The following is a 20,394-nucleotide window of genomic DNA, read 5'->3' on the forward strand; positions in this document are numbered from 1 at the left end:
AGGTTGCGGCCCACGCCAACAAGGGGGCACCATGGACATCTGCCGCAGCACCGACGCCATGCGCGCCTGGCGCCGGGACGCGGGCCGCACAGCCCTGGTGCCGACGATGGGTGCGCTGCATCAGGGCCACCTGACCCTGGTCGCGCGGGCCCGCGACTGGCTGGACGGGCAGGGTGGCGGCCGGGTGGTGACCTCGATCTTCGTGAACCCCGCGCAGTTCGGCCCGAACGAGGATCTGGACAAGTATCCCCGGCAGGAGGCGCAGGACCTGGACCTGCTGCGCGAGTCCGGCTGCGACGCGGTGTTCCTGCCGCAGGTGTCCGACATCTGGCGCCCCGGTGCGCAGACCCATGTGCAGGTGACGCAGCTGGGCGGCATCCTGATGGGCCGCCTGCGCCCCGGCCATTTCCGCGGCGTGGCGACCGTGGTCACCAAGCTGTTCAACATCGTCCAGCCCCAGGCCGCGGCCTTTGGCGAAAAGGACTATCAGCAGCTGACCCTGATCACCCGTATGGTCGAGGACCTGGACATTCCCGTGACCATCCTGCCGGTGCCCACCGTGCGCGAACCCGACGGGCTGGCCATGTCCTCGCGCAACCAGCGCCTGACGGCCGAGGATCGCGCAGCCGCCCCGGTGCTGGCCCGTGCGCTGGACCATGCGGCGGAATCGGTCGCGATGGGTACACCCGTCAGCCTGTTGCGCCGCCAGATCCGCGCCATCCTGTCCACGGAACCGCGGGCCGACATCCGCTCGATCGACATCCGCGACGCGCGCGATCTGTCTCGCATCGCCGTCGTGGGCGGTCCGGTGGCGATCCTGCTGGCCGTCCGTTTCGGCGACGTGCTGCTGATCGACCAGCGCACCGCCCATCCCTGACCCGCGCAGCCCCGCGCATCCCCTTGAAAGGCCGACCCATGTCCGCGCAAGCTCCCGTCCGCCGCGTCACCGCGCCCCAGATCGCCGACCGCAAGGGTGCGGCCCCCATCGTCGCGCTGACCGCCTATACCGCGCCGATGGCGGCGATGGTCGACGCCCATGCCGACGTGATCCTGGTGGGCGACAGCCTGGGCATGGTGGTCCACGGCCTGCCCTCGACCATCGGGGTCACGCTGGAGATGATGATCCTGCACGGCCAGGCCGTCATGCGCGGGTCCGACCGCGCCATGGTCGTGATCGACATGCCCTTCGGAAGTTATGAGGAAGCGCCGGAACAGGCGTTCCGCAACGCCGCCCGCGTGATGGCTCAGACCGGCGCCGGCGCCGTCAAGCTGGAGGGGGGCGCCCGCATGGCCCCCACCATCCGCTTTCTGGTCGACCGCGGCATCCCGGTCATGGCCCATGTCGGCCTCACGCCGCAGGCCACGAACACGATGGGGGGGTTCAAGACGCAGGGCCGCGATCCGGCCACCTGGCCCGCCTTCGTCGCGGATGCCCGCGCCGTCGCCGATGCGGGCGCGTTCAGCGTCGTGGTCGAGGGGGTGATGGAGGCCTTGGCCGATCAGATCACCGATGCCATCGCCGTGCCGACCATCGGCATCGGCGCCAGCGCGCGCTGCGACGGGCAGATCCTGGTGCTGGACGACATGCTGGGCCTGTCGGGTCGCGTGCCGCGCTTTGTCCGCCGTTTCGGAGAACTGGGCAAAGAGGCCGACCAGGCCATCGCCGCCTATGCGGCCGCGGTCCGTGACCGCAGCTTTCCGGCCGCGGCCGAACTGTACCGTTAAGACGCGCTCAGTCGTCGCGCGGTTCGAAATCGGCGGTGGCGGCCAGGCGGGACAGCAGCAGCGGGATCAGCAGCAGGGCGGCAAGGCCCAGATAGATGGTGCCAAGGCTGAGGTGTTCGGCCAGGAAACCGATGCTGCCCGGCGCCAGCAGGATGCCGGAATAGCCCATCATCGTGACCACCGACAGGCCCATGCCAGCGGCCAGTCCCGGCACGTTCCCGGCCGCGGAAAAGGCGATGGGCACCATGTTCGCGATGCCGATGCCCGCCAGCGCGAATCCCGCGATCGCCGGGGCGGGGCTGCTCGACAGCCCGGCCAGGACCAGGCCCGCCATCGCCACGGCCGAACTGGCGCGCAGGGTGGTGACCGCGCCAAAGCGGCGGCGCAGCCCGTCGCCCGCAAAGCGCATCGCCGCCATCGTGCCCGCGCAGGCAGCAAAGCCCAGGCCCGCCACCGACAGCGACGCGCCCATCTCGCGCTGCAGATAGACGGCGGCCCAATCCAGGATCGCGCCTTCGGGAATCATCGCGGCCAGGGCCATCAGCCCGATCAGCCAGGGCAGGGGGCTGCGCGGCAGGCGCAGCGGCGCCTTGGGCGCGCCCGCCTCGGGGGCGTCCTCCAGCAGGCGGGACAGCGCCCACAGCAGCACCAGCGCAAAGACCGCGGTGATGACGGCGGCATGGGCCAGCTCCCCGAATCGCTGGATCAGCCAGCCGCCCGCGGCCGCGCCGGCAAAGGCCCCCAGGCTCCAGAACCCGTGGCAGGACGACATGATCGCCCGGCCGCGCGCGCGTTCCACGGCGACCGCGTTGGCATTCATCGCCACGTCCATGCCGCCGACCATGCCGCCGAACAGCACCACGGTCGCCGCCACGGTCCAATAGGTCGGCGCCAGAGAGATCCAGATCATCGACGGCGCGGCCAGCCATGCGGCCAGCCGCACGGCGCTGGCCGATCCGGCCCGCGCGACCATCGCCCCGAACAGCGGCATCACGCAGATCGAGCCCAGGCCCAGCCCCAGCACGATCACCCCGGCGCTGGCCTCGGTGATGCCAAGCCGTTCCATCAGGACGGGGATTTTCGGCGCCCAGCTGCCCACCAGCAGGCCGTTCACGAAAAACAGGGCCGACACGGCCCAACGCATCGTCATCACAGCATCGACGGCACGACCAGGTCGGGCGGGCGGTGCCCGTCGGCAAAGGTCTTGATGTTGATGATCACCTTCTCGCCCATCTCGGCGCGGCCCTCGACGGTCGCGCTGCCCATATGCGGCAGCAGGACAACGTTGGGCAGCTCGCGCAGGCGGGGGTTGATCTCGTGGCCATGCTCGAAGACGTCCAGGCCCGCGCCCGCGACCTCTCCGGCCCGCAGCATGCGGGTCAGGGCGTTCTCGTCGATGACCTCGCCGCGCGAGGTGTTCACGATCACGGCGGTCGGCTTCATCAGCTTCAGCCGACGCGCGTTCAGCAGGTGGAAGGTCGAGGGCGTGTGCGGCGCGTTCACGCTGACGATGTCCATGCGCGCCAGCATCTGGTCCAGGCTCTCCCACCAGGTCGCGCCCAGGGCCTCCTCGATCTCGGGGCGCAGGCGGCGGCGGTTGTGATAGTGGACCTGCATGCCGAAGGCGGCGGCTCGGCGCGCGACGGCCTGGCCGATGCGGCCCATGCCCAGAATGCCAAGACGCCGCCCGCCGACGCGCCCGCCCAGATGGGCGGTGGGCGACCAGCCCTGCCAGCGTCCGGCCTGCATCTCGGCCAGGCCCTCGGGGATCTTGCGGGTCACGGCCAGGATCAGCGCCAGCGTCATGTCGGCGGTGTCCTCGGTCACGACGCCGGGGGTGTTGCTGACCAAGACGCCGCGCTGGCGGGCGGACATCACGTCGATATGGTCGATGCCCGCGCCGAAATTCGCGATCAGCTTCAGCCGCTCGCCCGCGCGGGCCAGCATGGCAGCGGTGATCTGGTCGGTCACGGTCGGCACCAGGACGTCCGCGTCCTGCATCAGCGATACCAGCTGATCGGACGACATCTTGCGGTCGTCGTCGCGCAGGGCCACGTCGAACAGTTCGGACATGCGGGTCTCGACCGCCTCGGGCAGGCGGCGCGTCACGGCGACGCGCAGTCTGCTGCGGGGGGCTGCGGGGGTGGCGGGCATGGTCACCTCACTGTGTCAGAGCCTTGATCGGTCGCCTGCAGGCACGCCCTTCCCATCGGCGGACGCTTTTGGCAAACTGCCCGCGTTGAGGGGCAGGCACAAGACCCCAGAAGGGGCGTCCGCGCCCCGCACAGGACAGGAACGGACAACGCATGACGGCACGGCCAGGCAGGACGGGCGCAAGGGTGGCACTTGCGCTTGTGGCGATAATGGGGGCTGCTGCCCCGCAGGCGATGGCCCAAAGCGAACCGCAACAAAGCCAAGGTGCGACCGAACAGCGGGGTCCGGTGACCAACCTGCCGCTGCCCCGCTATGTCAGCCTGAAGGGCAACGAAGGCAACGCCCGTCGCGGGCCCAGCCTGTCGCACCGCATCGACTGGGTGTTCCGCCATGCGGGGATGCCGCTGCGGGTGGTGGCCGAATTCGGTCATTGGCGCCGGGTCGAGGACAAGGACGGGGCAGGGGGCTGGATCCACTATGCGCTGCTGTCGGGGGTCCGCACAGCGTTGGTCACCCAGGACATGCTGGAACTGCGCGCCCGGCCGCATCGCGATTCCGACATCGTGGCGCGGGCCGAGGCCGGGGCCATCCTGCGGCTGAACGAATGCGAACCGGAATGGTGCCGCGTGTCGGGCGGCGGCCAGCGGGGCTGGGTGCCCAAGACGGCGATCTGGGGCGTGGACGCGGGCGAAATCCGCGACTGATCCGCGCCGCATTGCAACAATTCGCCGCGCTTTCGATCCCCTGCGCCCGTTGACCCCGGACGGTCACGGGTCTAAACCGCACTCAGCCAACCCGTCGCGGGGTCAGCCGTGATCCCCGCGACCGACAAGGGGATCGTCACCCGTGCAAAACATTACGCAGGACTATCTGCCCATCCTCGTCTTCGCGGCGATGGCCTCGGCGCTTGCGCTGATCTTGCTGCTGTCCGCGTTCGTCATCGCCGTGCGCAATCCCGACCCCGAAAAGGTCAGTGCCTATGAGTCGGGCTTCAACCCGTTCGACGACGCGCGGATGAAGTTCGACGTGCGATTCTATCTGGTGTCGATCCTGTTCATCATCTTCGACCTCGAGGTCGCGTTCCTGTTCCCCTGGGCGGTCAGCTTCCAGGCGATCAGCGAGACCGCGTTCTGGTCGATGATGGCGTTCCTGGGCGTGCTGACCGTGGGCTTTGCCTACGAGTGGAAGAAAGGAGCCTTGGAATGGGCGTGATGGCAGGGGCGAACACCGCCGGACCCGATCGCGAATACGCGACCAAGGCCCTGAACGCGGAGCTGCAGGACAAGGGTTTCCTGCTGACCACGACCGAGGACATCATCAACTGGGCGCGCAACGGCTCGCTGCACTGGATGACGTTCGGCCTGGCCTGCTGCGCGGTCGAGATGATGCAGACCTCGATGCCGCGCTATGACCTGGAACGCTTCGGGACCGCACCGCGCGCCTCTCCGCGCCAGTCGGACCTGATGATCGTGGCGGGCACGCTGACCAACAAGATGGCCCCGGCGCTGCGCAAGGTCTATGACCAGATGCCGGAACCGCGTTACGTCATCAGCATGGGCAGCTGCGCCAATGGCGGCGGCTATTACCATTACAGCTATTCCGTGGTGCGCGGATGCGACCGGATCGTGCCCGTGGACATCTATGTCCCCGGCTGCCCGCCGACCGCCGAGGCGCTGCTTTACGGCATCCTGCAACTTCAGCGCCGCATCCGGCGCACCGGCACGCTGGTGAGGTGATTATGGCGACCTATACCGATCCCGACGCGCTGGACCAGCTGGCCGAGCACATCAAGCTGCGCCGCCCGAACGAGGTCATCGGCACCGACGTGGCCTTTGGCGAACTGACCGTGACGGCCACGGCCAGCGGCATCCTGGACCTGCTGGATTTCCTGCGCAGCGACAGCAGCTGCCGGTTCTCCACGCTGGTCGACATCACCGCCGTCGATTACCCATCGCGCCAGCAGCGGTTCGACGTCGTCTGGCACTTCCTGTCGATGTACCAGAACCACCGCATCCGCGTGAAGGTCGCCATCCGCGAGGATGAGATGCTGCCGACGCTGACCGCGATCTATCCCGCCGCAAACTGGTTCGAGCGCGAGATCTTCGACATGTTCGGGATCCTGTTCACCGGTCATCCGGACCTGCGCCGCATCCTGACCGACTATGGCTTTTCCGGCCATCCGCTGCGCAAGGACTTTCCGACCACCGGTTATGTCGAGGTTCGATATGACGACGCCGAAAAGCGCGTGATCTATGAGCCCGTGTCGCTGGTGCAGGAATACCGGCAGTTCGATTTCCTGTCGCCCTGGGAAGGCGTGCAATACGCCCTGCCCGGCGACGAAAAGGGGGCCGCGAAATGATGGACGGCGACATCCGCGCGAACAGCTATGACGACGGCAGCCACGACCTGGTGACCGGCGAACAGCGCATTCGCAACTTCAACATCAACTTCGGTCCGCAACACCCTGCCGCGCATGGCGTTCTGCGCATGGTGCTGGAGCTGGACGGCGAGGTCGTGGAACGCGCCGACCCGCATATCGGCCTGCTGCACCGCGGCACCGAGAAGCTGATGGAAAGCCGGACCTATCTTCAGAACCTGCCGTATTTCGACCGGCTGGATTATGTGTCGCCGATGAACCAGGAACACGCCTGGTGCCTAGCGATCGAACGTCTGACCGGCACGGTCGTGCCGCGCCGCGCCAGCCTGATCCGGGTGCTGTTCTGCGAGGTGGGGCGTATCCTGAACCATCTTCTGGGCCTGACCACCGGCGCGCTGGACGTCGGCGCCCTGACCCCGCCGCTGTGGGGCTTCGAGGCGCGCGAGGATCTGATGATCTTCTATGAACGCGCATCGGGCGCGCGTCTGCACGCGGCCTATTTCCGGCCGGGCGGCGTCCATCAGGACCTGACCCCCGACCTGCTGGACGACATGGAGGCGTGGTGCGAGCGTTTCCCCAAGGTTCTGGACGATCTGGACACGCTGCTAACCGAAAACCGCATCTTCAAGCAGCGGCTGGTCGACATCGGCATCGTGTCCGAACAGGATGCGCTGGATTGGGGTTTCTCGGGCGTGATGGTGCGCGGATCGGGCATGGCCTGGGACCTGCGTCGCAGCCAGCCTTACGAATGCTATGACGAGTTCGACTTCAAGATCCCGGTCGGTACGAACGGCGACTGCTATGACCGTTTCCTGTGCCGGATGCAGGAAATGCGTGAATCGACGCTGATCATGAAGCAGGCGATCGCCAAGCTGCGGGCCGAAGGGCCGGGCGAGGTTCTGGCCCGCGGCAAGCTGACCCCGCCCAAGCGGGGCGACATGAAGCGGGACATGGAAAGCCTGATCCATCACTTCAAGCTGTACACAGAGGGCTTCCGCGTTCCCGCCGGAGAGGTCTATGCCGCCGTCGAGGCCCCCAAGGGCGAGTTCGGCGTCTATCTGGTCAGCGACGGCACCAACCGCCCTTATCGTGCAAAACTTCGCGCGCCGGGGTTCCTGCACCTTCAATCCATGGACTGGATGTCCAAGGGCCATCTGCTGGCCGACGTCCCGGCCCTGATCGCCACCCAGGATATCGTCTTCGGAGAGGTTGACCGCTGATGCTGCGCCGCCTGCACCCCGTCCAGCCGGACAGTTTCGAATTCACGCCTGCGAACCTGGAATGGGCGCAGGCACAGATCACCAAATACCCCGAGGGTCGTCAGCAATCGGCGATCATTCCTGTCTTGTGGCGTGCCCAGGAACAGGAAGGCTGGCTGTCGCGTCCTGCCATCGAATATTGCGCGGAACTGTTGGGCATGGCCTATATCCGGGCGCTGGAAGTGGCGACGTTCTACTTCATGTTCCAGCTGCAACCCGTTGGGACTGTTGCGAACATCCAGATCTGCGGCACCACGACCTGCATGATCTGCGGGGCCGAGGACCTGGTCGCGGTCTGCAAGCGCAAGATCGCGCCCACGCCGCATACCCTGTCGGCCGACGGCAAGTTCAGCTGGGAGGAGGTCGAATGCCTTGGCGCCTGCGCCAACGCCCCGATGGCCCAGATTGGCAAGGACTACTATGAAGATCTGACGCCCGAGAGCCTCGAGGCGCTGATCGACCGCATGTCGGCCGGAGAGGTTCCCGTGCCCGGATCGCAGACCGGTCGCTTTGCGTCCGAACCCGTCAGCGGACTGACCAGCCTGGCCGATCTGAAGGGGCAGGAGGGTCACAACGCCAGCGTGCAACTGGCCTCTGACCTGGGCGAGACGCTGAAGCGGATCGACGGGACCGAGGTTCCGATCCTGACGAAATGGCGCCGCAAGCCCGATGCCGCGGCGGACGACCAGACCGGCGTGGACACCGCGCCGGAACGCGAACCGCGCCCGTCGGACGGGGCACCGGTCGATTCGACCGGCGTGACCGAGCAGGAGGCGCAGGCCAGTTCGGCCGCGCGCCCGGTTTCGGCGCGCGAACCGGCCGATGTGCGCAAGGATGACAAGGACCGCGACTGACCGCAGCCCGACGACCCGCAGAAAGGATGCCAGCCATGACACCCGCCAGCAGAACCACCGGAGCCGTCACGGCGCTGCTGGTCTTTCTGGGCATCGGCCTGTTCGGGCAGATGGGCTGGCTGGCGGCCTTGGTGCTGGCGCTGATCGCGGGTGGCCTGCTGGCCCTGATGGTGGCTTGGCTTGGCGATCCCCGCGGGGTCGGAATGGACGCGCCGGATTGGGACGCGATGCCGCTGCCGTCTCAGCCTGTCGCGGCCGCGCCCGTCCGGCAGGCACCGGCGCCTGCGGCTGCGCCCGAGATTGCGCCGTCGGGGGATGCCATTCCGCCGGCCGCCCCGCGCGAGACGCCGGACGCCGCGCGCAGTATCTATGCCGGCGGGCCGGACGACCTGCGGGCCATCAAGGGCATCGGGCCCAAGGTCCAGCAGGCGCTGGAACAGGCGGGCGTGACGCGGTTCGCGCAGATCGCGGCCTGGGACGATGCCGACGTGGATCGCATGGCGGCCGGGATCGGCCGCGCCGCGTCGCGCATCCGCAATGACGATTGGGTGGGGCAGGCGCGCGCGCTGGCCGCACGCAGGCAGGAGGCGGGGTGATGGCGGACCCCGCGCAGGACGCCCGCCAGATGCGGCTGGTCGCGATCGTGATCGCGACGACCATGCTGATCTGGCTCGCCATCCAGGCGATCGGGCAGCACTATGACTGGGCGGCGCGGTGGGCCTTTCTGGCCGACCTTGCCGCCATCGGCGCTTTTGTCTGGTCGCTGATCGTGACCTGGCGTATCTGGCGGCGCAGGAATGCGTGACGCCGGGAATAAAGGACGTATCGGATGCTGAAAGACCAGGATCGCATTTTCACCAACCTGTATGGCATGGGCGACCGCAGCCTGGCCGGCGCGCAGAAGCGTGGCCATTGGGACGGGACCGGCGACATCATCGGCCGCGGGCGCGACAAGATCATCGAGCAGGTCAAGGCTTCGGGGCTGCGTGGACGCGGCGGCGCAGGCTTTCCGACCGGTCTGAAATGGTCCTTCATGCCCAAGGAATCGGACGGCCGGCCCAGCTATCTGGTGATCAACGCCGACGAATCCGAGCCTGCGACCTGCAAGGACCGCGAGATCATGCGCCATGATCCGCACACCCTGATCGAGGGTGCGCTGATCGCAAGCTTCGCGATGAACGCGCATGTCTGCTACATCTACCTGCGCGGCGAATACATCCGCGAAAAGGAGGCCCTGCAGGCCGCCATCGACGAATGCTATGACGCGGGGCTTCTGGGCGCGAATGCGGCCGGGTCGGGATGGGATTTCGACCTGTACCTGCACCACGGCGCCGGCGCCTATATCTGTGGCGAGGAAACCGCGCTGCTGGAAAGCCTGGAAGGCAAGAAGGGCATGCCGCGCATGAAGCCGCCGTTTCCGGCGGGCGCGGGTCTCTATGGCTGCCCGACCACGGTGAACAACGTCGAATCCATCGCCGTCGTGCCGACGATCCTGCGCCGCGGGGCGGAGTGGTTCGCGGGCTTCGGCCGTCCGAACAACGCGGGCGTCAAGCTGTTCGGGCTGACCGGACACCTGAACGCTCCCTGCGTGGTCGAGGAGGCCATGTCGATCAGCATGAAAGAGCTGATCGAGAAGCATGGCGGTGGCGTGCGCGGCGGCTGGAAGAACCTCAAGGCGGTGATTCCCGGTGGTGCCTCCTGCCCGGTCCTGACGGCCGAGCAGTGCGAGAACGCCATCATGGATTACGACGGCATGCGCGAGCTGAAATCCAGTTTTGGCACCGGCTGCATGATCGTGATGGATCAGTCGACCGACATCATCAAGGCGATCTGGCGCCTGTCCGCCTTTTTCAAGCACGAAAGCTGCGGCCAGTGCACGCCCTGCCGCGAGGGCACCGGCTGGATGATGCGCGTCATGGCGCGCCTGGTGTCCGGCGAGGCCGAGGTCGAGGAGATCGACATGCTGCTTGACGTGACCAAGCAGGTCGAAGGCCACACCATCTGCGCCTTGGGCGATGCGGCGGCATGGCCCATCCAGGGCCTGATCCGCAATTTCCGCGGAGAGATCGAGGATCGCCTGATCGCCAAGAAGACCGGGCGCACGGGCGCGCTGGCCGCGGAATGAGCATGACGGCGGCATATCACGATCCCCGCACGGGGTCGTGTCGGGCAATGCGCCCGGCCGGTGATTACGTGGAGGCACGTGATCACCGAAAGGATGCCGTGATGAAACGACCCATGCTTGCCGCCATCGCCCTGGCGTTTCTGGCCCTTCCTGCCGTCGCGCAGGTGCCGCTGAGCCAGGAGACCTACATCAACGACCGGCTGGTCCAGGCCCGTGTGGCCGACATGCTGCGCCGGGGATGCCCCGACATCAGCGCGCGGATGATCCGTGCCTTCAGCGAGGCGCGCGCGCTGAAACGCTATGCCCTGGATCAGGGCTATTCCGAGACCGAGATCGAGACCTTTCTGGACAGCCGCGAGGATCGCCGACGCATCTATGCCGAAGCAGACCGCTATATGGTCCAGAACGGTGTCGTGAACGGACAGCCGGAAACCTTTTGCCGCCTCGGGCGGGACGAAATCGCACGGCAGACGGTCGCAGGATCGCTGCTGAGTGCCAGATAAGGAAGTCATCATGGCCGAATTGCGGACAATCAAGATCGACGGCATCGAGATCCAGGTCGATCCGAACCTGACCTTGATCCAGGCCTGCGAGCAGGCCGGGATCGAGATCCCGCGTTTCTGCTATCACGAGCGGCTGTCCATCGCGGGCAACTGCCGGATGTGCTTGGTCGAGGTCGTGGGCGGCCCGCCCAAGCCCGCCGCCTCCTGCGCGATGCAGGTCAAGGACATGCGCCCCGGTCCCGACGGCGCCCCGTCCGAGATCCGCACCAACAGCCCGATGGTCAAGAAGGCCCGCGAAGGCGTGATGGAGTTCCTGCTGATCAACCATCCGCTGGATTGTCCGATCTGCGACCAGGGCGGCGAATGCGACCTGCAGGACCAAGCGATGGCGTACGGCGTCGATTTCAGCCGCTATCGCGAGCCGAAGCGTGCCTCCGAGGAGCTGAACCTGGGGCCGCTGGTCGAGACCCACATGACGCGCTGCATCAGCTGCACCCGCTGCGTGCGCTTCACGACCGAGGTCGCGGGCATCACCCAGATGGGCCAGACCGGCCGCGGCGAGGACAGCGAGATCACCAGCTATCTGAACCAGACGCTGGAATCGAACCTGCAGGGCAACATCATCGACCTGTGCCCGGTTGGCGCGCTGGTGTCGAAGCCCTATGCCTTCACCGCCCGCCCGTGGGAGCTGACCAAGACCGAGACGATCGACGTCATGGACGCGCTTGGCAGCGCGATCCGCGTGGACACCAAGGGCCGTGAAGTGATGCGGATCCTGCCGCGCAACCATGACGCGGTGAACGAGGAGTGGATCAGCGACAAGACCCGCTTCGTCTGGGACGGTCTGCGCCGCCAGCGTCTGGATACCCCCTATCTGCGCGAGAACGGTCGCCTGCGCCCGGCCACCTGGCCCGAGGCGCTGACGGCTGCCGCCCGCGCGATGCAGGGCGGCAAGGTCGCGGGCCTGGTCGGTGATCTGGCCTCGGTCGAGGCGGCCTTCAGCCTCAAGACGCTGGTCGAGGGGCTGGGCGGTTCGGTGGAATGCCGCACCGACGGCGCGCGCCTGCCCGCGGGCAACCGGTCGGGCTATGTCGGCAATGCGGTGATCGAGGATATCGACACCGCCGCGTCCATCCTGCTGATCGGGACCAATCCGCGCGACGAGGCGGCCGTGCTGAACGCCCGCCTGCGCCGAGCCTGGGCACGCGGCGCGCAGGTCACGGTCGTCGGTCCGGCAGTCGATCTGACCTTCGATTATGACCATGCGGGCACCGACCGCGCGGCGCTGTTTGCCTTGCTGGAGAAGGCCGAACAGTCCGAGGACGCGGGCATCATCATCATCGGGCAGGGCGCCCTGCGCGAGGCCGACGGCGAGGCCGTGCTGGCTGCCGCCCAGGCCCTGGCCCAGACCACCGGTGCGCGCCTGCTGGTCCTGCACACCGCCGCGGGCCGCGTGGGTGCGATGGACGTGGGTGCCGTGACCGAGGGCGGGATGTCCGCCGTGATCGACGGGGCGCAGGTGATCTTCAACCTGGGCGCCGATGAGGTCGAGATCGCCGCGGGTCCTGTGGTCATCTATCAGGGCAGCCATGGCGACCGGGGCGCGCATCGCGCCGACATCATCCTGCCCGCCGCCTGCTATACCGAGGAGATGGGCCTGTTCGTGAACACCGAGGGCCGTCCCCAGCTGGCCATGCGCGCCAATTTCGCGCCTGGTGAGGCCAAGGAGAACTGGGCCATCCTGCGCGCCCTGTCGGCCGAGCTGGGCCAGACCCTGCCGTGGGACAGCCTGGCGCAGTTGCGTCGTGCGCTGGTCGAGGCGGTGCCGCATCTGGGCCAGGTCGATCAGGTCGTCGAGAGCGACTGGCAGCCCCTGCCGATGCGGGACTTGGGCCAGGCGGCCTTCGTGAACCCGATCCGTGATTTCTACCTGACGAACCCGATCGCACGCAGCTCTCCGCTGATGGGAGAGTTGTCGCGCATGGCTGCGGCGCGCCATATGCCCGCGTTGGCTGCGGAGTAACAAGGATGACCCCCACTGTTCGGACAAGCGCTTCGGTGACGGCCCTGATCGGGGCCGTCTTGGCCCTGTCGGGCTGCATGCAGACCTCGACCGGTGGGGGGGCGGAGGCGCGTCCTCCGGTGGCGGCCTCGGTGGCGGGGGGCGACAGGCTTGGCCGCGCCCGCGTGTCCAGCCAGTCGGGAGAGATCCTGATCCTGGAGGAGGACGGCAGCGTCACGACGATGGATCTGGACAGCCCCGGCGGCCGCGACGCCTTTGCTGTGACTGAGGCCGACCTCGAGGCGCTGAACCAGAACCTGGACCTGGATTTCGCAGGCTTGGTCGCGCCCAACCGCCCGCGGGAGAAGACCGCGCAGCAAAAGGCGTTGGAGGCGTTCGCCGCCCGGACCCAGCCCGCGCTGCCGGTGCTGGCCGAGGGGACCGAGATCGCGCCCGAATCCTTCATCGCCGTGCAGGTGGTGCCGCTGAACCGCGGCGCGGGCGCCGATCTGGTCGAGGTGACGGCCAATCTGCAGCAGGGGGTGGACGCGGATATCGCGTTCTCGTATGCCACCTGCGCATTGGCCGGTTGGGCCCGCGACAACGGCAACCCCTATGGTCGGCATGTCCGCACGCTTCAGGCCGAACGGAACGGCAAGCTGCTGATCGGATCGGCGTTCCTGCTGTCGGACAGCAAGCCGATGGGATTGCGGGTGATGGAAACGGAAGAGACCTTGCGCGAATGCGACGCACGCGGCATTCCAACGGCGTAAGGCAAAGGGACTGGCATCATGGCTGAATTTTGGGCATCCTCCTGGGGCATCGCGCTGATCCTGCTGGCGCAGGGCCTGGCGCTGATCGTCTTCGTGATGCTGTCGCTGGTCTACATGGTCTATGGCGACCGCAAGATCTGGGCGGCGGTGCAGATGCGCCGTGGACCCAACGTGGTCGGGCCCTGGGGCGTCCTTCAGACATTCGCCGACGCGCTGAAATTCGTGGTCAAGGAAATCGTCGTGCCCGCGGGCGCGGACAAGTTCGTGTTCTTCCTGGCGCCGTTCCTGTCGATGATGTTGGCGCTGCTGGCCTTCGTGGCGATTCCCTTCGCGCCGGGCTGGGTCATGGCAGACATCAACGTGGGCATCCTGTTCATCTTCGCGGTCTCATCGCTGGAGGTCTATGGGGTGATCATGGGGGGCTGGGCGTCCAACTCCAAGTTCCCGTTCCTGGGCTCGCTGCGGTCGGCGGCGCAGATGATCAGCTATGAGGTCAGCCTGGGCCTGATCATCATCGGCGTGATCATCTCGGCGGGCTCGATGAACCTGACCGCCATCGTCGAGGCGCAGCGCGGGGCGGGACTGCTGTCGTGGTTCTGGCTGCCGCACCTGCCGATGGTCGTGCTGTTCTTCGTCTCGGCCTTGGCCGAGACCAACCGCCCGCCCTTCGACCTGCCGGAAGCGGAATCCGAACTGGTCGCGGGCTTTATGACCGAATATTCCTCGACCCCCTATCTGCTGTTCATGGCCGGCGAATACATCGCCATGTGGCTGATGTGCGCGCTGATCAGCCTGCTGTTCTTCGGCGGCTGGCTGTCGCCCATCCCCGGCCTGCCGGACGGCGCGATCTGGATGTTCCTCAAGATGGTCATCTGGTTCTTCATGTTCGCCATGGTGAAGGCCATCGTGCCGCGGTACCGCTATGACCAGTTGATGCGGATCGGCTGGAAGGTGTTCCTGCCGCTGTCACTGGGCTGGGTCGTGATCGTGGCGTTCCTTGCGAAATTCGAAGTCTTCGGGACCTTCTGGGCCCGTTGGGCAGGAGTGTAAAAGATGGCTTTCGACGTCGTCCGCGCCACCAAGTACTTCCTGATGGTGGATTTCATCAAAGGGTTCGGCTTGGGCATGCGCTATTTCTTCGCGCCCAAGGCGACCATCAACTATCCCCACGAAAAGGGTCCGCTCTCGCCGCGCTTCCGCGGCGAGCACGCCCTGCGCCGCTATCCCAACGGCGAGGAACGCTGCATCGCCTGCAAGCTGTGCGAGGCGATCTGCCCTGCGCAGGCGATCACCATCGATGCCGAACCGCGCGACGACGGCTCGCGCCGCACGACACGCTATGACATCGACATGACCAAGTGCATCTATTGCGGCTTCTGCCAGGAGGCCTGCCCGGTCGACGCGATCGTCGAAGGACCGAACTTCGAATTCGCCACAGAGACCCGCGAGGAGCTGTTCTACAACAAGGACAAGCTGCTGGACAATGGCGCCCGTTGGGAGTCCGAGATCGCGCGCAACCTGGCGATGGACGCGCCCTACAGATGACCGATCCCTTCACCAAGATGTTCCAGCAGATGCTGAGCCAGGGACAGGAGATGGCGCGGACCTTCAATCCGGCGCTGGAGCATTTCGACGTCAAGGCGTTCGAGAAGATGTTCCCGACCATGCCCGCGGACATGCTGGAGATGTGGTTCGGCAAGACCTTCAACCGCGACGGCCTGGATGCGCGCACCCGCCTGCTGGTGACCATCGCGGCGATGACCGTGCAGGGCGCGCTGGCCGAACCGCAGATGCGCATGACGATCCGCCACGCCATCGAGGCAGGCGCCACCCCGCGCGAGATCGCCGAGGTGATCTATCAGATGGGAATGTTCGGCGGCCTGCCGGCGATGCAGAAGGCGCTGGAGATCGCCCAGGGCGTCTTTACCGAATCCGAGGGGAGCCCCCAGTCATGATGACATTCGCATTCTACCTGTTCGCCATCTCTGTCTGCACGGCCGGCTTCATGGTGGTGCTGGCGCGCAACCCGGTCCATTCGGTGCTTTGGCTGATCCTGGCCTTCCTGTCGGCCGCGGGGCTGTTCGTCCTGCTGGGCGCCGAGTTCGTGGCCATGCTGCTGATCATCGTCTATGTCGGCGCGGTCGCGGTGCTGTTCCTGTTCGTGGTCATGATGCTGGACGTGGACTTCACCAAGCTGAAGGGCGAGTTCGCCCGCTATCTGCCGCTGGCCGGCCTGATCGCCATCGTCCTGCTGGCGCAGCTGGCCATCGCCTATGGCGCGTGGGAAAGCAGCGACCAGTCGGCGACCCTGCGGTCCGTGCCGATGGCGACCGAGGTTCTGAACACCAACGCGATCGGTCTGCTGCTCTATGACCGCTACATCCTGCCGTTCCAGATTTCGGGCCTGATCCTGCTGGTCGCGATGATCGGGGCGATCACGCTGACGATGCGGCACCGCACCAACGTCAAGCGCCAGGACGTGATCGCCCAGATGCACCGCGATCCGGCCAAGGCCATGCAGCTGCGCGACGTCAAGCCGGGGCAGGGGCTGTAAGCCTCCGCCCCAGCCAACGGAATATCAACGGGTGAGAGAGCCCGGAGGGACTGAACTGATGATCGGATTGACACATTACCTGGTCGTGGGCGCGATATTGTTCGTCGCCGGGATCTTCGGCATCTTCGTGAACCGCAAGAACGTCATCGTCATCCTGATGTCGATCGAGCTGATGCTGCTGGCGGTCAACATCAACTTCGTCGCATTTTCGGCCCATCTGGGCGATCTGGGCGGGCAGATCTTCACCATGTTCATCCTGACCGTCGCCGCGGCCGAAGCGGCCATCGGCCTGGCCATCCTGGTCGTCTTCTTCCGCAACCGCGGCACGATCGCGGTGGAAGATGTCAACGTGATGAAGGGTTAGGGTCATGGCTCAGTTCATTCTTTTCGCGCCCCTGCTGGGTGCGCTGATTGCAGGCTTCGGATGGCGCCTGATCGGAGAGCGCGGCGCGCAGATCCTGACGACAGCCATCCTGTTCGCCGCCGCGGCCCTGTCCTGGGTTGTCTTCCTGACCCTGGGCGAGCCGCAGAGCATCCCCGTCATGGACTGGATCGTCTCGGGCGACTTCACCTCCGAATGGGCGATCCGCCTGGACCGCCTGACCGCGATCATGCTGATCGTAATCAATTCGGTCTCGGCGCTCGTGCACCTCTACAGCTTCGGCTACATGGCGCATGACGAGAATTTCGGCGATGACGAGCCCTATCGCGCGCGTTTCTTCGCCTATCTGTCGTTCTTCACCTTCTCGATGCTGATGCTGGTGACCTCCGACAACCTGCTTCAGATGTTCTTCGGCTGGGAAGGCGTGGGCGTCGCCTCCTATCTGCTAATCGGCTTCTATTTCAAGAAGCAGTCGGCTGGCGCCGCCGCGATGAAGGCGTTCATCGTCAACCGCGTGGGTGACTTCGGCTTCCTGCTGGGCATCTTCGGCCTGTGGTGGATGACCGGGTCGATCCAGTTCGACGAGATCTTCGCCCAGGTCCCGATGCTGGCCCAGACCGAGATGACCTTCCTATGGCGTGACTGGAACGCGGCCAACGTGCTGGCGATCCTTCTGTTCATCGGCGCTATGGGCAAGTCGGCGCAGCTGTTCCTGCACACCTGGCTGCCCGACGCGATGGAGGGCCCGACCCCGGTGTCGGCCCTGATCCACGCGGCGACCATGGTTACCGCGGGCGTGTTCCTGGTCTGCCGGATGTCGCCGCTTTACGAATTCGCGCCCGAAGCCAAGATGTTCATTGTCTATATCGGCGCGACCACCGCCTTCTTCGCGGCGACTGTCGGTCTGGTCCAGAACGACATCAAGCGCGTCATCGCCTATTCGACCTGTTCGCAGCTGGGCTACATGTTCGTGGCGGCGGGCGTCGGCGTCTATTCGGTCGCCATGTTCCACCTGTTCACGCATGCCTTCTTCAAGGCGATGCTGTTCCTGGGCGCGGGTTCGGTGATCCACGCGATGCATCACGAACAGGACATGCGGAACTATGGCGGGCTGCGCAAGAAGATCCCGCTGACCTTCGCGGCGATGATGATCGGCACGCTGGCCATCACGGGCGTGGGCATCCCGCTGACCCATATCGGCTTCGCGGGCTTCCTGTCCAAGGATGCCGTGATCGAGAGCGCTTTCGTCGGCAGCACCTACGCCTTCTGGATGCTGGTGATCGCGGCGCTGATGACAAGCTTCTATTCCTGGCGGCTGATGTTCATGACGTTCTTCGGCTCGCCGCGCGGCGATCATCATGCGCATGACCACGCGCATGAGAGCCCGCGCGTGATGACCGCGCCGCTGGTCGTGCTGGCCTTCGGCTCGATCTTCGCGGGCATGATCTGGTACAACAGCTTCTTCGAGGAGGAGGGCGTTGCCGGCTTCTTCGGGATCGAGGCCGCCGTCCACCACGAGGAGGCCGGCCATGCCGAAGGCGTCGCCGTCGCGGGCACCGGCACGGCCCTGGAAGGCAGCGTGGCCGAGGCCCCCGCAGCAGAGCCCGAGGGTGCCGCAACCCACGCCGCCGCAGGCGCGGCCGAGGATCCGGCCGACATCGCCAGCTATACCGTGACGCCCGGTGCGATCTACATGCGGCCGGACAACCACGTGATGCATGACGCCCACTATGTCCCCGCCTGGGTCAAGGTGTCGCCGTTCATCGCGATGCTGATCGGGTTCGGTCTGGCCTGGCTGATGTACATCCGCCGTCCCGAACTGCCCGGCCAGCTGGCGGCGCAACAGCGGGGCCTGTACCAGTTCCTGCTGAACAAGTGGTACTTCGACCAGGCCTATGACGCGATCTTCGTGCGTCCCGCGCGCTGGATCGGCCGCAAGCTGTGGACGGCAGGTGACGGAGCCGTTATCGACGGCGCCATCAACGGGCTGGCCTTGGGAATCATCCCGCGCCTGACCCGGTTCGCCGGACGGGTGCAGTCGGGCTATCTGTTCCACTATGCCTTCGCGATGGTTCTGGGCATCGTGGGCTTGCTGATCTGGGTGATGATGCGGGGCGCGCACTGACATGACGAACCTTCTCTCCATCATCACCTTCCTGCCGATCGTGGCGGCGGGCATCCTGGCCCTGTTCCTGCGCGGCGACGACGCAGCATCGCAGAAGAACGCCAAGTGGCTGGCCCTGATCGCGACCAGCGCGACCTTCCTTGTGTCGCTGTTCCTGCTGTCGGGCTTCGAGCCTGCGAACACGGGCTTCCAGTTCGTCGAGGATCACGCCTGGATCATGGGCCTGCGCTACAAGATGGGCGTCGACGGGATCTCCGTCCTGTTCATCATGCTGACCACCTTCCTGATGCCGCTGACCATCCTGTCCTGCTGGGACGTCAAGATGCGGGTCAAGGAATACATGATCGCCTTCCTGGTGCTGGAAGGGCTGATGATCGGCGTCTTCGCGGCGCTGGACCTGATCCTGTTCTACCTGTTCTTCGAGGCGGGGCTGATCCCGATGTTCCTGATCATCGGCATCTGGGGCGGCAAGAACCGCATCTATGCCTCGTTCAAGTTCTTCCTCTATACGTTCATCGGCTCCGTGCTGATGCTGGTCGCGATGATCGCGATGGCACGCACTGCGGGCACCACCGACATCGCCCAGCTGCTGGCCTTCGACTTCCCGTCCGAGACGATGGCGATCATGGGCTTCAGCATCGTCGGCGGCATGCAGACGCTGCTGTTCCTGGCCTTCTTCGCCAGCTTCGCGGTCAAGATGCCGATGTGGCCGGTCCACACCTGGCTGCCCGACGCGCACGTGCAGGCGCCGACTGCGGGCTCCGTAGTCCTGGCGGCGGTTCTGCTGAAGATGGGTGGCTACGGCTTCCTGCGCTTCAGCCTGCCGATGTTCCCAGTGGCGTCCGACCTGCTGCAGGGCGTCGTCCTGTGGATGTCCGCCATCGCGATCGTCTACACCTCGCTGGTGGCGCTGGCACAGTCGGACATGAAGAAGCTGATCGCCTATTCGTCGGTCGCCCACATGGGCTATGTGACCATGGGCATTTTTGCCGCCAACCAGCAGGGTCTGGACGGGGCGATCTTCCAGATGCTGTCGCACGGCTTCATCTCGGGGGCGCTGTTCCTCTGCGTGGGTGTCATCTACGACCGCATGCACACGCGCGAGATCGACGCCTATGGCGGTCTGGTGAACCGGATGCCGGTCTATGCGCTGGTCTTCATGTTCTTCACCATGGCCAACGTGGGCCTGCCCGGCACATCGGGCTTCGTGGGCGAGTTCCTGACCCTGATGGGGACGTTCCATGCCAACACCTGGGTGGCCTTTGTCGCGGCGACCGGCGTGATCCTTTCGGCGGCCTATGCGCTGTGGCTTTACCGCCGCGTCACCATGGGCGCGCTGATCAAGGAAAGCCTGCGCACGATCACCGACATGACCCCGCGCGAACGCTGGATCTTTGCGCCGCTGATCGCCATGACCTTGATCCTGGGCGTCTATCCGCGCCTGGTCACCGACATCACCGGCCCCTCGGTCCAGGCGCTGCTGGTGAATTACAACGACGCGCTGCCTGCTGATGCGGCGACGGGCGACCTGGCCTCGGCCACCGCCAGCCATTGAGGAACG

The 20,394-nt window shown here is 66.2% G+C and carries 23 protein-coding genes; 21 read left to right on the forward strand and 2 right to left on the reverse strand.

All coding sequences use genetic code 11. The features are described 5' to 3' along the window. Positions 1–31: 31 nt before the first annotated feature. Positions 32–877, forward strand: a complete 846-nt coding sequence (gene panC / locus SY26_RS00215; protein ID WP_045998802.1) for a pantoate--beta-alanine ligase — start codon at positions 32–34, stop codon at positions 875–877. Between the two features lie 38 nt (positions 878–915). Next, the gene (gene panB / locus SY26_RS00220; RefSeq protein WP_045998803.1) at positions 916–1,725 is read left to right on the forward strand and encodes a 3-methyl-2-oxobutanoate hydroxymethyltransferase; all 810 of its coding nucleotides are present in this window, start codon (positions 916–918) and stop codon (positions 1,723–1,725) included. Positions 1,726–1,732: 7 nt separating this feature from the next. On the opposite strand, the gene SY26_RS00225 is transcribed toward panB, so the two are convergent. Together SY26_RS00225 and SY26_RS00230 are read right to left on the reverse strand one after the other, a co-directional pair. Beyond that, a complete protein-coding gene (locus SY26_RS00225; RefSeq protein ID WP_045998804.1) occupies positions 1,733–2,875 on the reverse strand; it encodes an MFS transporter in 1,143 nt (380 codons plus the stop codon). Then, complete coding sequence (locus SY26_RS00230) at positions 2,875–3,879, reverse strand: D-glycerate dehydrogenase (protein WP_045998805.1); 1,005 nt, start codon at positions 3,877–3,879, stop codon at positions 2,875–2,877. The genes SY26_RS00225 and SY26_RS00230 overlap by 1 nt, the downstream gene beginning before the upstream one ends. A 233-nt stretch (positions 3,880–4,112) precedes the next feature. Between SY26_RS00230 and SY26_RS00235 the strand changes: the two genes are divergently transcribed. The 19 genes from SY26_RS00235 to SY26_RS00325 all read left to right on the forward strand — a co-directional run bounded on the left by SY26_RS00235 (position 4,113) and on the right by SY26_RS00325 (position 20,388). Further along, positions 4,113–4,583, forward strand: coding sequence for an SH3 domain-containing protein (locus SY26_RS00235; RefSeq protein ID WP_052715054.1), 471 nt, complete (start codon positions 4,113–4,115; stop codon positions 4,581–4,583). A 190-nt stretch (positions 4,584–4,773) separates the two neighbouring features. Further along, positions 4,774–5,091 (forward strand): NADH-quinone oxidoreductase subunit A, encoded by a 318-nt coding sequence (gene ndhC, locus SY26_RS00240; RefSeq protein WP_206692694.1) that lies wholly within the window; start codon positions 4,774–4,776, stop codon positions 5,089–5,091. Then, positions 5,091–5,615, forward strand: coding sequence for an NADH-quinone oxidoreductase subunit B family protein (locus tag SY26_RS00245; RefSeq protein ID WP_176695081.1), 525 nt, complete (start codon positions 5,091–5,093; stop codon positions 5,613–5,615). Before ndhC ends, SY26_RS00245 begins: the two co-directional genes overlap by 1 nt. Before the next feature lie 2 nt (positions 5,616–5,617). Beyond that, positions 5,618–6,238: an NADH-quinone oxidoreductase subunit C gene (locus SY26_RS00250; protein ID WP_045998808.1), complete on the forward strand. Its 621-nt coding sequence runs from the start codon at positions 5,618–5,620 to the stop codon at positions 6,236–6,238. After that, the gene (locus SY26_RS00255; RefSeq protein WP_045998809.1) at positions 6,235–7,476 is read left to right on the forward strand and encodes an NADH-quinone oxidoreductase subunit D; all 1,242 of its coding nucleotides are present in this window, start codon (positions 6,235–6,237) and stop codon (positions 7,474–7,476) included. Before SY26_RS00250 ends, SY26_RS00255 begins: the two co-directional genes overlap by 4 nt. Then, the gene (gene nuoE, locus SY26_RS00260; RefSeq protein ID WP_045998810.1) at positions 7,476–8,369 is read left to right on the forward strand and encodes an NADH-quinone oxidoreductase subunit NuoE; all 894 of its coding nucleotides are present in this window, start codon (positions 7,476–7,478) and stop codon (positions 8,367–8,369) included. The genes SY26_RS00255 and nuoE overlap by 1 nt, the downstream gene beginning before the upstream one ends. 35 nt (positions 8,370–8,404) lie before the next feature. After that, a complete protein-coding gene (locus SY26_RS19730; protein ID WP_052715055.1) occupies positions 8,405–8,965 on the forward strand; it encodes a hypothetical protein in 561 nt (186 codons plus the stop codon). Further along, positions 8,965–9,174, forward strand: coding sequence for a DUF5337 domain-containing protein (locus SY26_RS00270; protein WP_045998811.1), 210 nt, complete (start codon positions 8,965–8,967; stop codon positions 9,172–9,174). Before SY26_RS19730 ends, SY26_RS00270 begins: the two co-directional genes overlap by 1 nt. A 24-nt stretch (positions 9,175–9,198) precedes the next feature. After that, positions 9,199–10,494: an NADH-quinone oxidoreductase subunit NuoF gene (nuoF, locus tag SY26_RS00275; RefSeq protein WP_045998812.1), complete on the forward strand. Its 1,296-nt coding sequence runs from the start codon at positions 9,199–9,201 to the stop codon at positions 10,492–10,494. A gap of 101 nt (positions 10,495–10,595) precedes the next feature. Then, on the forward strand, positions 10,596–10,997 hold the full coding sequence (locus tag SY26_RS00280; RefSeq protein ID WP_045998813.1) for a DUF5333 domain-containing protein: 402 nt from the start codon (positions 10,596–10,598) through the stop codon (positions 10,995–10,997). 10 nt (positions 10,998–11,007) lie between these two features. Then, positions 11,008–13,020 (forward strand): NADH-quinone oxidoreductase subunit NuoG, encoded by a 2,013-nt coding sequence (nuoG, locus tag SY26_RS00285; RefSeq protein ID WP_045998814.1) that lies wholly within the window; start codon positions 11,008–11,010, stop codon positions 13,018–13,020. Between the two features lie 5 nt (positions 13,021–13,025). Continuing rightward, positions 13,026–13,772, forward strand: a complete 747-nt coding sequence (locus tag SY26_RS00290) for a hypothetical protein (protein WP_045998815.1) — start codon at positions 13,026–13,028, stop codon at positions 13,770–13,772. A gap of 18 nt (positions 13,773–13,790) precedes the next feature. Next, positions 13,791–14,822 carry an NADH-quinone oxidoreductase subunit NuoH gene (gene nuoH, locus SY26_RS00295; protein WP_045998816.1) on the forward strand — a complete coding sequence of 344 codons (1,032 nt, stop codon included), beginning with the start codon at positions 13,791–13,793 and terminating at the stop codon, positions 14,820–14,822. Between the two features lie 3 nt (positions 14,823–14,825). Continuing rightward, the gene (nuoI, locus tag SY26_RS00300; protein WP_045998817.1) at positions 14,826–15,317 is read left to right on the forward strand and encodes an NADH-quinone oxidoreductase subunit NuoI; all 492 of its coding nucleotides are present in this window, start codon (positions 14,826–14,828) and stop codon (positions 15,315–15,317) included. Continuing rightward, a complete protein-coding gene (locus tag SY26_RS00305) occupies positions 15,314–15,727 on the forward strand; it encodes a carboxymuconolactone decarboxylase family protein (protein ID WP_045998818.1) in 414 nt (137 codons plus the stop codon). The genes nuoI and SY26_RS00305 overlap by 4 nt, the downstream gene beginning before the upstream one ends. After that, positions 15,724–16,326, forward strand: a complete 603-nt coding sequence (locus tag SY26_RS00310; RefSeq protein ID WP_045998819.1) for an NADH-quinone oxidoreductase subunit J — start codon at positions 15,724–15,726, stop codon at positions 16,324–16,326. Before SY26_RS00305 ends, SY26_RS00310 begins: the two co-directional genes overlap by 4 nt. A 58-nt stretch (positions 16,327–16,384) precedes the next feature. Beyond that, the gene (gene nuoK / locus SY26_RS00315; RefSeq protein WP_042248542.1) at positions 16,385–16,690 is read left to right on the forward strand and encodes an NADH-quinone oxidoreductase subunit NuoK; all 306 of its coding nucleotides are present in this window, start codon (positions 16,385–16,387) and stop codon (positions 16,688–16,690) included. A 4-nt stretch (positions 16,691–16,694) separates the two neighbouring features. Further along, positions 16,695–18,833, forward strand: a complete 2,139-nt coding sequence (gene nuoL, locus SY26_RS00320) for an NADH-quinone oxidoreductase subunit L (RefSeq protein ID WP_045998820.1) — start codon at positions 16,695–16,697, stop codon at positions 18,831–18,833. A gap of 1 nt (position 18,834) precedes the next feature. Beyond that, positions 18,835–20,388 carry an NADH-quinone oxidoreductase subunit M gene (locus SY26_RS00325; RefSeq protein ID WP_045998821.1) on the forward strand — a complete coding sequence of 518 codons (1,554 nt, stop codon included), beginning with the start codon at positions 18,835–18,837 and terminating at the stop codon, positions 20,386–20,388. Positions 20,389–20,394: the final 6 nt, after the last annotated feature.

The sequence above is a fragment of the Paracoccus sp. 228 genome, assembly GCF_000967825.1.
GTDB lineage: Bacteria > Pseudomonadota > Alphaproteobacteria > Rhodobacterales > Rhodobacteraceae > Paracoccus > Paracoccus marcusii.

Excerpts from the sequence above, each read along its gene's own strand:
- SY26_RS00255 (WP_045998809.1), top strand. The coding sequence starts at position 6,235 with ATGATGGACGGCGACATCCGCGCGAACAGCTATGACGACGGCAGCCAC.
- SY26_RS00270 (WP_045998811.1), top strand. The coding sequence starts at position 8,965 with ATGGCGGACCCCGCGCAGGACGCCCGCCAGATGCGGCTGGTCGCGATC.
- SY26_RS00250 (WP_045998808.1), top strand. The coding sequence starts at position 5,618 with ATGGCGACCTATACCGATCCCGACGCGCTGGACCAGCTGGCCGAGCAC.
- nuoH (WP_045998816.1), top strand. The coding sequence starts at position 13,791 with ATGGCTGAATTTTGGGCATCCTCCTGGGGCATCGCGCTGATCCTGCTG.
- nuoG (WP_045998814.1), top strand. The coding sequence starts at position 11,008 with ATGGCCGAATTGCGGACAATCAAGATCGACGGCATCGAGATCCAGGTC.
- nuoE (WP_045998810.1), top strand. The coding sequence starts at position 7,476 with ATGCTGCGCCGCCTGCACCCCGTCCAGCCGGACAGTTTCGAATTCACG.
- nuoI (WP_045998817.1), top strand. The coding sequence starts at position 14,826 with ATGGCTTTCGACGTCGTCCGCGCCACCAAGTACTTCCTGATGGTGGAT.
- SY26_RS00310 (WP_045998819.1), top strand. The coding sequence starts at position 15,724 with ATGATGACATTCGCATTCTACCTGTTCGCCATCTCTGTCTGCACGGCC.
- ndhC (WP_206692694.1), top strand. The coding sequence starts at position 4,774 with ATGGCCTCGGCGCTTGCGCTGATCTTGCTGCTGTCCGCGTTCGTCATC.
- SY26_RS00290 (WP_045998815.1), top strand. The coding sequence starts at position 13,026 with ATGACCCCCACTGTTCGGACAAGCGCTTCGGTGACGGCCCTGATCGGG.
- SY26_RS19730 (WP_052715055.1), top strand. The coding sequence starts at position 8,405 with ATGACACCCGCCAGCAGAACCACCGGAGCCGTCACGGCGCTGCTGGTC.
- SY26_RS00245 (WP_176695081.1), top strand. The coding sequence starts at position 5,091 with ATGGCAGGGGCGAACACCGCCGGACCCGATCGCGAATACGCGACCAAG.
- nuoK (WP_042248542.1), top strand. The coding sequence starts at position 16,385 with ATGATCGGATTGACACATTACCTGGTCGTGGGCGCGATATTGTTCGTC.
- SY26_RS00280 (WP_045998813.1), top strand. The coding sequence starts at position 10,596 with ATGAAACGACCCATGCTTGCCGCCATCGCCCTGGCGTTTCTGGCCCTT.
- panC (WP_045998802.1), top strand. The coding sequence starts at position 32 with ATGGACATCTGCCGCAGCACCGACGCCATGCGCGCCTGGCGCCGGGAC.
- SY26_RS00230 (WP_045998805.1), bottom strand. The coding sequence starts at position 3,879 with ATGCCCGCCACCCCCGCAGCCCCCCGCAGCAGACTGCGCGTCGCCGTG.
- SY26_RS00325 (WP_045998821.1), top strand. The coding sequence starts at position 18,835 with ATGACGAACCTTCTCTCCATCATCACCTTCCTGCCGATCGTGGCGGCG.
- panB (WP_045998803.1), top strand. The coding sequence starts at position 916 with ATGTCCGCGCAAGCTCCCGTCCGCCGCGTCACCGCGCCCCAGATCGCC.
- SY26_RS00305 (WP_045998818.1), top strand. The coding sequence starts at position 15,314 with ATGACCGATCCCTTCACCAAGATGTTCCAGCAGATGCTGAGCCAGGGA.
- nuoL (WP_045998820.1), top strand. The coding sequence starts at position 16,695 with ATGGCTCAGTTCATTCTTTTCGCGCCCCTGCTGGGTGCGCTGATTGCA.
- nuoF (WP_045998812.1), top strand. The coding sequence starts at position 9,199 with ATGCTGAAAGACCAGGATCGCATTTTCACCAACCTGTATGGCATGGGC.
- SY26_RS00235 (WP_052715054.1), top strand. The coding sequence starts at position 4,113 with ATGGCCCAAAGCGAACCGCAACAAAGCCAAGGTGCGACCGAACAGCGG.
- SY26_RS00225 (WP_045998804.1), bottom strand. The coding sequence starts at position 2,875 with ATGACGATGCGTTGGGCCGTGTCGGCCCTGTTTTTCGTGAACGGCCTG.